Raw genomic sequence first — 12119 nt, 5'->3', positions numbered from 1 at the left:
GCGCGGCGTTAGGGAAATGATGGACACTCTTGAGAAATGGGCAGAGCGAGTTTACAGCGAGACCGACTTCGGCCGGAGTATTGCGACTTTTGTCTCCGGGGTAATCGGGCTGGTGGTATATCTTTTTAGTGATGATGTAGTGATAGCGGCGTTTTCCTCCCTCATCGCATTCCCGGTGTCCAGACTGATTTCCGCATCTTTGCATGAACGCTTTATGCGTAGTAGGGAAAGACGGATTGAAAGGCAAGAAGCCGAGAATGCCTATGACAGTCTTAGCGAAGAAGAGAAAGAGGTAGTACAGGCATTCGTTGGGGCTGGAGGATGCGTTCTAACCTGGACACAAGCTAACAATCTACCAATTTCAGGAAATGCTATTGATTCCTTGGTGCAGAGAGAGATGTTGTGGCCTTCAGTTACTGTAGATGGCATGCGGGAAACATTTAATCTCGACCCTATGTTGTTCACCATAGGGTTAGCGAAAAACAAAAGTAATGAGAGTCCCTAACAAGAAGGCCATGCACGCGACAAGCGCGTGATGGCAGCGTTATACGGATTGAAATATGTCGATATTGGATCAAGAATTTATCGGGTCAATTCTTGCTGGGATCACCGCCTCAATTGCCGCCGCGTCTCTATACGGTGCCCTTAAAGCCGGTGTGCTTAGAAAAATCCGGCTTGGAAGCTTTGAAATTGAAGGAAACAACAGTGATGTAATCGAGCTTAAGCGCGCCTTTGCCGAAGCGGCTGGGTCCGAAACGAAAGAAGTCCCTTTCGAAATCGAGCAGCTTGCTAACTATTACTCCCAGATTCTCGCGCAGTCGAAGATCAGTTTTTGGTTTAGTTTAATTTTCGCGTCTTTGGGATTTGCCGTAATTGTTGTTGCCGCGTTTCTATTCCAAGGTGTGGAAACCGGCTCTACAGTGGCTCAGTTCACAGCAGGTGTAATAATGGATGCAGTTGCAGGCCTTTTCTTTGTACAGTCACGCAACGCGCAAAAATCAATGGGTGATTTCTTCGACAAGCTTCGCAACGACAGAGCGCAAGCTGAATCGCGTGCAATTTGTGAAACCATTGAGAGCCCGGAAGCTAAAGACGCACTGCGAGTTCATTTGGCCCTTTATTACGCCGGAGTTGGCGGGCATGAAAGTATTGCTGACGGTATTACGGAAAATGTGTTCAAGAAATCCGTATAACTAATGCAGGCACGGCGACGCCCACTACATTGCGCCTTCGGCTCTATTCCAAGGGCGCGCATGCTGCAAGCGTTATACGTAAAGGTCGAGGATCGTGAAAGTTAGAAGTCTAATCAAAATCATAGAGGGCATAGACGGCGGTATTCACCTCACCTTCTTTCGTCCATCATTGTCGCTGCCATATGCGGCTAGAGACAAAGATCATGCAATAGAAGTAGCTCGCCGATTCTGCCTTGAAACCATCGAAAGAGAGGGGCGTCATTGGGTTGAGTCTTGGAAAGGCGGAGGGAAGAGCGTCAACTGCCCAGAAGGCTTTGTCAAACTACCCATTGATATGTGGTGCTGTAAGCTAACAGGCGAGGCCTGCAGTATCCAGGCCAGTATCAACCCTGAAGATGAATCAGAATTTAGGCGTGGCTGTCATGCTGATAGTGATAAGCAAGATAAAATCCTCAAAACGATACAAACAGGAAAATACGATGGTTTTCACCATGTTCCGGGTCGCTCTCTGTGTGTCGCTTGCGAGGAAAAGGGAGGAAAAAAAGAGTCATTTTATTATCACTTCCCTTGGGAGTTTGCGGAGTTGGATGTAGCTATCGGTCAAACGTACGAAGAAGCTATTAGGTTGCTATCTAGGAGCGGTGTATCTCGAAGTCACGTCATGTGCCCACTTTGTGCTTCATGCTGCTATGAAGTAGCAATGCGCTTCGATCCCGATCTAGATGGGCAGCTCAAGGTGCTGGAATTTGATGTATATTTCCGATCTTGAATCGCATAACAATTCGCGCCACCCGGACGCACTAAAGTGCACCGGTCTGCTCTGGCGTTAGGTCATTTTAGTGGTCTCAATTAAAAGGTGCATATGTCATTTGATGCAAAAGTAGTTAGGGCGCAACTTGATAGCGCTTTTGATAATGATTCGGAAGTTGAGTTACTTAGTATATTGAAGAAAAACTCATTTTTGTTTCACTCACTCTATGAGCGTAAATTTGGTATTCAACCAAACTTTTCCGAAGTTCCATTTGGGTCAAAGTTTAGATGTGACTTTTGCTGGTTAAATGATAATTCAGACGGCCCAGAGTGGGTGCTAGTGGAAATTGAGAAACCCAATATGAAGCTCTTTAATAAATCGGGAGATCCTTCATCGGCACTGAATCATGCAATTGAACAAGTTAAGTCTTGGGATAGGTACTTTCAGCAGCAACCAGCAGAAAAGAACAGAGTGTTTGGTGCTGTAAGTCGTTTCAGATATGTTCTTGTTGCAGGACGTAGAAGTGATTGGCAATCTAAAGAAGCTGCGCAGTGGCGAAGCCACCACAATGAATCGAGTAACATAGAAATACATAGTACGGATGTATTTTATGACGCAGTTGAACATTATGCTAAATTTAAAGATGGTTTTTGGAGTTTCGAGGAAAACCCTATATCGCTACCTGCGCGTAATTTGGAGTCTAATTGGTTACAATATGATTACATTGGGCGTTGGCGTAACCTACTGACCTAATAAGACGTTGAATACGTAACTATAAAAGTTGGTTAGGCTTTGCTTTGCTACACATTATAACCAACAATTTTAGTCCGCTTAACGTGGAGTTAGTTGCTATGAGGTATGAATGAGCTCATTAGAAAAAGATAAAAGTTATCGGGGGGCTTCGAGTCAGTTCTTTGTAGCTGGAGAGCTGTGCCGTCGTGGCTATGCTGCTGTTGTTACACTTGGCAATACGCCAAATACGGACGTACTTTGTAGCAACAGAGATGGAACAAAATTTGTCCACATACAGGTGAAGACCTTTGTGCCAGGGAGCAAGACGTGCAGCGTTGGGAAAAAGGCTGAGCGAATGTATGGATCAAATTTTTTCTGGGTTCTTGGAGGCATTCCTACACCATGCTCTGAGCTTCCATTTCGTTATTACATAGTCCCAAGCAATGAAATGGCGAGTAACGTTGCAGCGCGCCATCATGAATGGCTTTCAGCTCCCGGTAAAAAAGGACAGCAAAGAAAGGACAGCTCAGTTCGGGCAGTTGCTGTTAAAGAAGGCGCAGCATCATATTTCTGGAATGTGGCGGAATATGAAGGGCGCTGGGATTTAATTGAAGATGCGCTACGCAACTAACAATCGCAAACAGTGCGGCACTAAGGAATTGGGAGTAGCTTAGCTCCGCCCCTTTTGCGGCCTTATATCAGTGTTCACTAAAAGTATGCTTCTGGCAGTAAGCCGTCTATATGTGCCACAAATATAATTACTAGTGATTAATGATATTCAATGTAGGCTCTTCGGGCGTTGCAAGTAGGGGGGGATACGTAGTGGTATATTTTATTTTTTGAATTAATTTTTAGTTTTTTAAAATCATGGTGTTATATAGTTTTTTAGACTCCTGCCAGGTCCATAACCTCCCGCTTGATTCCTCCTTTGCCACCGCTTCCCATTTCGACATTCAGCCTTTCTTGACTGCCCCGGCTCTACCGGTATCAGGTATGCTCTTGGCTTGCCGTTTCTGCTGCACCTGCTAAGGACATTTCTATGCGTTTTTCTACACCGGTTGTTATTACGTCGCTTGTGATGATGTCTTCGTTGCTGCTGCCTACTTCGCTTTTGGCGCAGGATGCCCATATTGGCAGCGTGCGAACGGAGTTTAGGTTGATTGGCCCGAACAGTACGATTGAAGTGGAGCGCTTTGACGACCCAAAAGTACAGGGAATCTCCTGTTATCTCTCTTACTCTCAGGTGGGCGGGATTTCAGGTGCGGTAGGGCTTGCTGAGGAAGCTAGCGAGGCGAGCGTGGCTTGTCGGCAAACGGGAGAGATCGTCTTCGACCCTGATGAGGTAGACGAGCAAGAGGTCGTTTTTAACCAGCGCCGCTCTGCGTTGTTTAAGAATATGCGCGTGGTGCGCATGCACGATGCTGAAACCGAAACCTTTGTGTACTTAACTTACAGCACCAAGCTAGTGGATGGTTCACCAAAGAATGCGATTTCGGCGGTTCATTACGGTGGGTTTTAAGAAGGGTTAGCGGGGGTTCCCCAGCATCTGTGTCCAGAAGGTGGTATAGCGCGAATCAGCATTGCTGGCTTTGGCCATGCCCATTTCGGTGAAGGTGCCATTCATCATATTGCTGCAATGGCCTGGGCTCTCTAACCAGCCGTTTACCACGGCGGCGGCAGATGCGTGCCCAGCAGCAATATTTTCACCCAAGGCTTGCCACGTGTAGCCATGTTGATTAGCGCGTTGCTCAATTCCTGCGCCGTCAGTATCGGTATGGCTAACGTAGTCGTTGTTGGCCATGTCGCTGGCGTGCATTGCGGCAGCGGCCTCCAGTTGGCAGCTCCAGGTCAACGGGCTGACGGCTGGAAATGCTTGATCGCCACATTGACGGGCGTTGTTTCGTGCCTCGTTCACCAGCGTTAGCATTTCCTGTTGCAGCTCCGTCAGGCCACACGCGCTGTTGGTGCTGTCGCTATAAGGGCTGTCGCCGTGTGAATCACCAACGGCCTGCGTGCCGCTGCCTATCAACATCAGTGCTATCACGCTGAATAGTGCCCAGTGGGTAGGGCGCTTTAAGATGGGGTTAGTCGTTAAGTTGTTCATTTTCGCCGATGTAGGGGCGGCCTCTTTTTCAGATTGATTTTATCCGAAAGCGATACTCGATAAAGGCCTGCTTGCGGGTCGGAAATGGTGAGGCACGCGCCTTGATCGCTTTTTGTACCAATCCTGCCCGCAGCCTAGCTACCATTTTCGGTGTCATCCAACCCCACCGTCCAGTTTTTAGTGTATATGCTAAAAATATATTTTGACGTTTTTTATAAATGTAGATATTTTTGTTAGTCATTACGGTTGATGCTGCCTATCTGAAAATGAAGAAGCTGGCTCGCTAGTGCTTTCGGAAGTACAGGCAATGGCGTTGTAGCGAGTTCGTGGGAGGCGCGGCCAGCGTTTGAGAGCACGCTCTAATGTCATGGCAAAAAGGAAAACAAGATGAGTGAGTTACCCGATATTTTGATACCTGACGCATTTATTGGCGGAGAGTGGTGCGGTGCTGAAAAGCGCTTTGCGGTCACTAATCCGGCAAATGGTGAGCTATTAGCAGAAGTCCCTGACCTGGATGCGGATGGTGCACGAGCAGCGGTTGCCGCAGCGGAGGCAGCAGGGCCGGGCTGGAAAAAGCGTACTGCGAAAGAGCGTGCAACGCTGTTGCGCGCCTGGTTCGATGCCATCATGGCGCACCAAGAAGACCTGGCTCGGCTAATGACGTTGGAGCAGGGCAAGCCGCTGGCAGAATCCCGTGGTGAAGTGGCGTATGGCGCGTCATTTGTCGAGTTTTATGCCGAAGAGACCAAGCGCATGGCCGGTGAAACCTTGCCGGGCCATGGTGTTGATAAGCGCATTCTGGTGTTTCGCGAACCGATTGGCGTTGTGGCCGCCGTTACGCCCTGGAACTTCCCGCTGGCAATGATCACCCGTAAGTGCGCCCCCGCTTTAGCGGCAGGCTGTACGGTGGTTATCAAACCTGCAGAAGCAACGCCACTGACGGCGTTGGCGGTGGCGCGCTTGGCTGAACTTGCTGGCCTGCCCGCTGGGGTAATCAATGTGGTCACGGCTAGCCAGCCTGCGCCCATTGGCGAGGTGTTAACAACCGATCCGCGCGTGCGTAAGTTCTCTTTCACGGGCTCTACGCCGGTGGGTAAAAAGCTGCTTGCTCAGTGTGCCGGTACAGTCAAAAAAGTATCGTTGGAGTTAGGCGGTAACGCCCCTTTCATCGTGTTTGATGACGCCGACCTAGACGCCGCCGTTGAAGGGGCTGTTGCCTCCAAGTATCGCAACTCTGGCCAGACCTGTGTGTGTACCAACCGTTTCTTGGTGCAAAGCGGCGTTTACGAGGCATTTGTTGAGAAGTTTGCCAAGCGGGTGGCTGAACTGAACGTGGGCAATGGGCTGGATGATGGCGTCATGCAAGGCCCGTTGATCAATCAGGCTGCGGTCGAAAAGGTCGAGTCCCACATTGCTGATGCGCTGGAAAAGGGTGGGCGTTTGGTCTGTGGCGGCAAGCCTCACACGTTGGGCGGTACTTTCTTCGAACCCACGATTATTGCTGATGTGACCGACACCATGCGGGTTGCCCGTGAAGAGACGTTTGGTCCCTTGGCGCCTGTGTTCCGTTTCGAGACGGACGAAGAAGCCATTGCCATGGCGAATGCGACTGAGTTCGGGTTGGCAGCTTACTTCTATGCCCGTGACTACCGCAGAATTTGGCACGTAATGGAAGGGCTGGAGTACGGCATGGTGGCGGTTAACGAGGGCATTCTGTCTACCGAGCTAGCGCCCTTTGGTGGGGTGAAAGAGTCTGGGCTGGGCCGTGAAGGTTCACGTCATGGGCTTGATGAGTTTACTGAGTTGAAATACGTCTGTGTTGGCGGCCTATAAGCGATTTTCACTAATTAACTGAGGAATGCAGTAAATGAAGATGAGCAATGCACAGCTGAATGAGCTTAAACAGAAATATGTCGCTAATGGTGCCGCCAGCCCTGCAACGCAATTTGCGGACCGTGCTGAGAACGCGATTATCTGGGATGCGGATGGTAACCGTATTATTGATTTCGCGGGTGGTATTGGCGTGCTTAATATCGGCCATTGCCATCCCAAAGTCGTCGAAGCGGTTAGGGAGCAGTTGGGCCGGGTGATGCACACTTGCCAAACCGTTATTCCTTACGAAGGCTACGTGAAAGTCGCTGAAAAACTCAGTCAGCTCACGCCTGTGCGCGGCCATGGCAAAGTCATGCTGGTTAACTCCGGGGCTGAAGCGCTAGAGAATGCCGTTAAGATTGCGCGTGCCGCCACCGGCAAGAATAACGTGATCTGCTTCGATGGCGGCTACCATGGCCGTACCTTTATGACCATGGCAATGAACGGCAAAGTGGTGCCTTACTCGGCTGATTTCGGCAGCATGCCGGGGAATGTTTTCCGTGCGCCTTACCCCGTTCCGTTCCACGGGGTAAGCGAAGAAGACGCCATCCGCGGTCTTAAAATGACGCTGAAGACCGATGCCAACCCAAGAGATACCGCGGCTATCGTGATCGAGCCTGTGTTGGGTGAAGGCGGGTTCTATCCTGCACCGGCCAGTTTCCTTAAAGCGGTGCGTGAAATTTGCGACGAGCACGGCATGCTGATGATCGTCGATGAAGTTCAGTCTGGCTTTGGTCGTACCGGTAAGCTGTTTGCCATTGAACACAGTGGTGTTGAGCCTGACCTTATGACCATGGCTAAGAGTATGGCCGGTGGCATGCCGATTTCAGCCGTGGTGGGAACGGCTGAGCATATGGATGCGTGTGGCCCTAACTCGCTGGGTGGCACCTACTCAGGCAGTCCGGTTTCTTGTGCTGCCGTTTTAGCGGTGCTTGAAGTATTCGAAGAAGAAAAAATTCTTGAGAAGAGCCAAGCCTTAGGAGAGGTTCTGGGGCAGCGCTTTACCCAGTGGCAGCAGCGCTTTGCTTGTGTTGAAAACGTGCGTCACTTAGGTTCGATGGCGGCATTGGATATCGTTGCAGCTGATCAAACGCCCGACCCAGAACTCGCAGCGGCCATGTGCAAACGTGCCCGGGAGAAGGGGCTTATCCTGCTGTCGTGTGGGCTTTACGGCAATACGCTCCGCTTCTTGATGCCGGTCACTATTGAAGACAGCATCCTTGAAGAAGGTTTGACGATTGTTGAAGAATTGCTCGAAGAGCTTACAGCGTAATATCTAGCGTCTCATTGGTTAGTTAAGCGCCAATAGAAGCGTTTGTAGAGAGCGCTGATAAGTGTGCTGATATATAGAGAGTGTTGATAGAAGCCGGTGTAGCTAGTCTGCATCGGCTTTTTTTATTGCTTGTTGCACTTGTTATTGAGTGCGAGGGCGGAACACGTTCAAACAGCTGTTACAAGGTGTGCTATTATTTTGACCCACTTTGCAAAATGCATACTCATGAATTCATCTTTCTTCCCAGACGAAAAGGCGGATGCCAAGGAAAACTTGGGTATTCGTGCTTACAAGCTACTTAAAATAGATATTATTAAAGGCACTTTTCAGCCTGACGAAAAATTGCGCATGAGTGTGCTTAAAGCGCGCTATGACCTGGGTATTGGCCCTTTGCGAGAAGCACTTTCCCAGCTTGTTGCTGAGCATTTAGTGGTGGCAATTAGCCAGCGTGGCTATCGTGTAGCGCCCATGTCGCTCGCTGAGCTTAACGATATTTACGATGCCCGAGCGCAGGTTGAAGCGATGATGTTAGGGCTTGCAATCGAGCGCGGCGATGATGCCTGGGAAGCCAATATCCTGGCAAAGTCTTATCAATTAGCAAAGCTGACGGAAATGAACTCGCCAGAAGGGCTGTTAGATAGTTGGGATCGTCGGCATAGTGATTTTCACACCGCGATGGTGGTTGGCTGTAACTCTCCGCACTTGATGAAAGTGCGCGCTGGGCTGTTTGATAAAGTTCAGCGTTACCGCTTTTTGTGGCTTAAAGAAACCGTGTTTTCTGCTCAGGCCCTTGAAGAAAAGCGCCAAGAGCATGCCGCCTTAGTAGACGCCACCCTTGAGCGCCGCAAGGATGAAGCAGTGGCATTGATGCATGAACACTTGATGTCTCCTGTGCCGATTATTGCACAGGTGATGCGCCAACAAAGTGTCGCATAAGGCAAAAGAAGGCAGCGAATAAACGCTAAAAGAAAAGGCCCTAATCATTAGGGCCTTTTTAGTTGGGTTTCTGCCGATAGCCGTTTGATACGCTTGTTTAGAACAGTAAGTTTGGCAACCATAGCGCAATACTTGGGAATAGTACGATAATGGCTAATCCCACTATCTGTAGAGCAACATACGGCAGTGCTGAACGATAGATATCGACGATAGTAATGGACTTTGGCGCGACTGATCGCATATAGAACAGGTTATACCCAAAGGGCGGTGTCAGATAAGCGGACTGCATACTTATAATAAACAGCACCGCAAACCAAGTAGTATCGAACCCTAAATCACGTACGATTGGCACATAAAGCGGAATCGTGATGAACAGGATCGCAAAGTCATCGAGAAACATGCCCAGTGCAAAGAAGCTAATCAGCATGATGATGATGACGGTATAGGGCGACAGCGAGAAGTCATTAATAAAATCACTGACGATCATACCGGCGCCTAAGCCCATATAGATACGGCTAAAGAATACCGCGGCAATGGCAATCCAGAGCAACATACCGGTTATTTTGGCCGTGCTGAGCATCGCGTAGCGCAGCAGGCTCCAGTTAAGCCGACCTCTCAGCGCTGCAATAAGCATGGCACCGCCAGCCCCGACTGCAGAGGCTTCGGAAGGCGAGGTCACCCCTCCGATAATGCAGCCCAATACGGCAGTGACCAAAAGGCCAGGGGCAATAACATGGCGCAAAGACATCAGCTTTTCTTTGGCACTAAAGCGTTCTTCTACTGGCGCAGCGGGACCTAGAGAAGGGTTGATGCGGCAGCGTATCAATATATAGGCCATGTAAATAGCGGCAAGCATTAGGCCAGGCACTAAGCCAGCAGCAAATAGCTTTCCTACCGATTCACGGGCCAGAAACGCATAAACAATCATTAAGATGCTAGGTGGGATGAGAAAACCTAATGCCCCACCTGCCATGATAGTGCCGGTGACTAGCCGCTTGTGATAGCCCCGCTTGAGCATTGCCGGTAATGCAATGATCCCTAGGCTGACGGTAGCTGCCCCTGAGACTCCCGCCATGGCAGCGATAAGGGCGCAGATCAAAATGGTGCCAATTCCAAGCCCGCCAGGAAGGCTGCCCATCAGCTTATGCATCATCTCGAAAAGATCATCGGTAATACCGGAACGTTCCAGTACCAATCCCATAAAGATGAACAGCGGGAGGGCCACCAGGAGAAAGTTATCCATGGTGCTGTATGCCGACGATAGCAAGAAGTCCAAGCCACCAGGGCCAAACATCATGTAGGCACTTCCCATGCCCGATATCATCAACGCCCACGCTAGCGGAGCGCCTATTGCCATTAGGACGATCATGGAGAGAAACATGATCGCCGTAATTATCATGGGGTCTAAATTTAACATAGGGATACCCTTTGCATGGCATATCCACAAGGACGTGCCGGGGTGTGTCTCTTATTTTTCACGGTAAAACCACGTTGAAATAGAGCGAGGGTTAAGCAGCACTCTGTTTAAACAGAGTCGGGCTGTATTTAGTCAGCGTCGCTAATGTCGTCTCGCGGATCATCATAGGGAATGCCAAGTAAACGCACGATGGCCCTCACTAGCTCTGCTACGCTCTGCAGAATTAGCAATCCAACGGCAATTGGAATGGTCGCTTTTATCGGCCAAAGCGCTGGACGCCAAATGCTTCGGTTGGAATACTCACCAATTAGCCAGGAGCGGTGGGCAAATTCCACGGCCATGGTGAAAAATACGCTCAGCACCAAGATACCCAGTGAGAACACAATCACGTCACACAACGCCTGCATGCGGAAGGGCAGCAGGCGATAGATGACATCACTGCGCACGTGGCTTTGGTGGCGTAAGGTATAGCTGCCAGCCAGGATACTCAGCGCACCGAAGAACATCGTCGCTAGTTCGTGCCCCCACACAGTGGGGGCATTGAGTACATAGCGAGCGACTACTTCATAGAGCAGTACACCGATAATACCTAGCGTCAGCCAAGCGGTGACTCGTCCGACCCAGTCGGAAAGCCCATCCTGAAAGCGTAGATATCGGTTGATCTTACTCACTCAATCTTCCTTGCGCTTTGGCGTTGTTAATCAAGATTTCAACGGCTTGGGCATTTCGCTCAGAGCGTGCCGCCTCTTCTTCCCAAATCGGCAAAGATGCTTCGGCTAAGCGTTTTGAATCTTCTGCTGGCAGCGTGGCGAATTCAAACAGCTCACCTTCATCGATGATGCGTTGGTTGCCTTCTTCCAGCCAGTTGTGAACGTCTTCCAGGTACTGAGCCAGCTCATCTACCAAAATTTGCTGCTGCTCTTCGCTCATCCGTTCCCAGGTGCGAGGGTTGATGAACGCGTTTTCTGTCCAGCCTGGGTTGAGTAAGTTGATATCGGTGTAGTAGCCCGCCACTTCATTAATTCGCAGCTGTTCGTACTCAACAGGGCCACCGTAAATGGCACCGTCGATAACGCCAGTCGAAAGCGCGACGTAGAGTTCTTCACCTGGAATAAAGGCTGTTGGAATATCAAATTTTTCCAGCACCGTTGCAATGGAGCTGGTTGCGCGGATGCGCATGCTGGAAAGATCTTCCAGGCTGGAAACAGGCTCTCGGGTGACTAGACCATAATCGCTACCAAAGCCGCGGCCAATCAGCTTAACGCCTTGCTCTTCGTAAGCTTCTGCGATGAGCTCATCAAGACCTTGGTTGGCAAATATATCGTGTGCTTCTTCAGCGCTTACCCATGCTCCTGGTAGGCCCCCTTCGATTGTGCCGATACCCACCGTGCCAGGCCAGTAACTACCTACACCATGGCCGATATCAATGCTCCCACGGGCAACAGCTTCGACAAACTGGTCGCTGCTGACTAGCTCGCCGCCACGGAAAAATTGAATGTTGATAGTGCCATCACTCGCTTCACTTACCCGTTCCCGCAAATCAGCTGCAATCTGATCCACTTCGGTGCCATAAAACGTGTGCATGCGTAACCGAACGGTATCGGCATAGAGCGCTTGGCTAGCCATGATGGAAGCGGCGATGGACGTCGCTAGAGCGCATTTCACGGATGTTGAGAGCTTCATAAAACCTCTTTCTTGATAGCGTTTAGAGTTATAGAGGGCATCCATGCTTCAGTTTCGAAACCATGTTGCGCCCCCAGTTTAATCACACGCATGGTGCTCAGGCTATAAAAAATTTCTATAAAATCGTCTAACATCAACATTTTTACATTACGTTGACT

The 12119-nt window shown here is 49.9% G+C and carries 13 protein-coding genes; 9 read left to right on the top strand and 4 right to left on the bottom strand.

Going from position 1 to position 12119, the window contains the following annotated elements; all coding sequences use genetic code 11:
* Positions 1 to 16 precede the first annotated feature (16 nt).
* The 6 genes from K7H08_RS03170 to K7H08_RS03145 all read left to right on the top strand — a co-directional run bounded on the left by K7H08_RS03170 (position 17) and on the right by K7H08_RS03145 (position 4195).
* On the top strand, positions 17 to 505 hold the full coding sequence (locus K7H08_RS03170; protein ID WP_231657162.1) for a hypothetical protein: 489 nt from the start codon (positions 17 to 19) through the stop codon (positions 503 to 505).
* 55 nt (positions 506 to 560) lie between these two features.
* On the top strand, positions 561 to 1193 hold the full coding sequence (locus K7H08_RS03165; protein ID WP_231657161.1) for a TRADD-N-associated membrane domain-containing protein: 633 nt from the start codon (positions 561 to 563) through the stop codon (positions 1191 to 1193).
* Positions 1194 to 1287: 94 nt separating this feature from the next.
* Positions 1288 to 1962 carry a hypothetical protein gene (locus K7H08_RS03160; RefSeq protein ID WP_231657160.1) on the top strand — a complete coding sequence of 225 codons (675 nt, stop codon included), beginning with the start codon at positions 1288 to 1290 and terminating at the stop codon, positions 1960 to 1962.
* A gap of 93 nt (positions 1963 to 2055) precedes the next feature.
* Entirely contained in the window at positions 2056 to 2697 is a 642-nt protein-coding gene (locus K7H08_RS03155; protein WP_231657159.1) for a Shedu anti-phage system protein SduA domain-containing protein, read from the top strand.
* Between the two features lie 109 nt (positions 2698 to 2806).
* A complete protein-coding gene (locus K7H08_RS03150; RefSeq protein WP_231657158.1) occupies positions 2807 to 3307 on the top strand; it encodes a hypothetical protein in 501 nt (166 codons plus the stop codon).
* A 408-nt stretch (positions 3308 to 3715) separates the two neighbouring features.
* Positions 3716 to 4195 (top strand): CreA family protein, encoded by a 480-nt coding sequence (locus K7H08_RS03145; protein ID WP_095603245.1) that lies wholly within the window; start codon positions 3716 to 3718, stop codon positions 4193 to 4195.
* Positions 4196 to 4201: 6 nt separating this feature from the next.
* On the opposite strand, the gene K7H08_RS03140 is transcribed toward K7H08_RS03145, so the two are convergent.
* Positions 4202 to 4780, bottom strand: a complete 579-nt coding sequence (locus K7H08_RS03140; RefSeq protein WP_231657157.1) for a CAP domain-containing protein — start codon at positions 4778 to 4780, stop codon at positions 4202 to 4204.
* A 387-nt stretch (positions 4781 to 5167) separates the two neighbouring features.
* On the opposite strand from K7H08_RS03140, the gene K7H08_RS03135 reads away from it, so the two are divergent.
* The 3 genes from K7H08_RS03135 to csiR all read left to right on the top strand — a co-directional run bounded on the left by K7H08_RS03135 (position 5168) and on the right by csiR (position 8861).
* Positions 5168 to 6613: an NAD-dependent succinate-semialdehyde dehydrogenase gene (locus K7H08_RS03135; RefSeq protein WP_231657156.1), complete on the top strand. Its 1446-nt coding sequence runs from the start codon at positions 5168 to 5170 to the stop codon at positions 6611 to 6613.
* 40 nt (positions 6614 to 6653) lie between these two features.
* Complete coding sequence (gene gabT, locus K7H08_RS03130; RefSeq protein ID WP_120387353.1) at positions 6654 to 7925, top strand: 4-aminobutyrate--2-oxoglutarate transaminase; 1272 nt, start codon at positions 6654 to 6656, stop codon at positions 7923 to 7925.
* Positions 7926 to 8150: 225 nt separating this feature from the next.
* Positions 8151 to 8861 (top strand): DNA-binding transcriptional regulator CsiR, encoded by a 711-nt coding sequence (gene csiR, locus K7H08_RS03125; RefSeq protein ID WP_125749459.1) that lies wholly within the window; start codon positions 8151 to 8153, stop codon positions 8859 to 8861.
* Between the two features lie 97 nt (positions 8862 to 8958).
* Here the strand turns inward: csiR and K7H08_RS03120 are convergent, their stop codons facing one another.
* The 3 genes from K7H08_RS03120 to dctP all read right to left on the bottom strand — a co-directional run bounded on the left by K7H08_RS03120 (position 8959) and on the right by dctP (position 11961).
* Positions 8959 to 10278, bottom strand: coding sequence for a TRAP transporter large permease (locus tag K7H08_RS03120; protein ID WP_089037544.1), 1320 nt, complete (start codon positions 10276 to 10278; stop codon positions 8959 to 8961).
* A gap of 128 nt (positions 10279 to 10406) precedes the next feature.
* Positions 10407 to 10949 (bottom strand): TRAP transporter small permease subunit, encoded by a 543-nt coding sequence (locus K7H08_RS03115; RefSeq protein ID WP_038485821.1) that lies wholly within the window; start codon positions 10947 to 10949, stop codon positions 10407 to 10409.
* Entirely contained in the window at positions 10942 to 11961 is a 1020-nt protein-coding gene (gene dctP, locus K7H08_RS03110; RefSeq protein WP_095603242.1) for a TRAP transporter substrate-binding protein DctP, read from the bottom strand. Before dctP ends, K7H08_RS03115 begins: the two co-directional genes overlap by 8 nt.
* Positions 11962 to 12119: the final 158 nt, after the last annotated feature.

This window comes from Halomonas sp. IOP_6 (genome assembly GCF_021151565.1).
GTDB lineage: Bacteria > Pseudomonadota > Gammaproteobacteria > Pseudomonadales > Halomonadaceae > Vreelandella > Vreelandella alkaliphila.
Note: the sequence above shows the minus strand (reverse complement) of the source record. Positions and strands in the feature narration are given on the sequence as shown.

What these genes read in the sequence shown, in the direction of transcription:
- K7H08_RS03170 (WP_231657162.1), top strand. Translation starts at nt 17, where the DNA reads ATGATGGACACTCTTGAGAAATGGGCAGAGCGAGTTTACAGCGAGACC.
- K7H08_RS03165 (WP_231657161.1), top strand. Translation starts at nt 561, where the DNA reads ATGTCGATATTGGATCAAGAATTTATCGGGTCAATTCTTGCTGGGATC.
- K7H08_RS03155 (WP_231657159.1), top strand. Translation starts at nt 2,056, where the DNA reads ATGTCATTTGATGCAAAAGTAGTTAGGGCGCAACTTGATAGCGCTTTT.
- K7H08_RS03150 (WP_231657158.1), top strand. Translation starts at nt 2,807, where the DNA reads ATGAGCTCATTAGAAAAAGATAAAAGTTATCGGGGGGCTTCGAGTCAG.
- K7H08_RS03145 (WP_095603245.1), top strand. Translation starts at nt 3,716, where the DNA reads ATGCGTTTTTCTACACCGGTTGTTATTACGTCGCTTGTGATGATGTCT.
- K7H08_RS03140 (WP_231657157.1), bottom strand. Translation starts at nt 4,780, where the DNA reads ATGAACAACTTAACGACTAACCCCATCTTAAAGCGCCCTACCCACTGG.
- K7H08_RS03135 (WP_231657156.1), top strand. Translation starts at nt 5,168, where the DNA reads ATGAGTGAGTTACCCGATATTTTGATACCTGACGCATTTATTGGCGGA.
- gabT (WP_120387353.1), top strand. Translation starts at nt 6,654, where the DNA reads ATGAGCAATGCACAGCTGAATGAGCTTAAACAGAAATATGTCGCTAAT.
- csiR (WP_125749459.1), top strand. Translation starts at nt 8,151, where the DNA reads ATGAATTCATCTTTCTTCCCAGACGAAAAGGCGGATGCCAAGGAAAAC.
- K7H08_RS03120 (WP_089037544.1), bottom strand. Translation starts at nt 10,278, where the DNA reads ATGTTAAATTTAGACCCCATGATAATTACGGCGATCATGTTTCTCTCC.
- dctP (WP_095603242.1), bottom strand. Translation starts at nt 11,961, where the DNA reads ATGAAGCTCTCAACATCCGTGAAATGCGCTCTAGCGACGTCCATCGCC.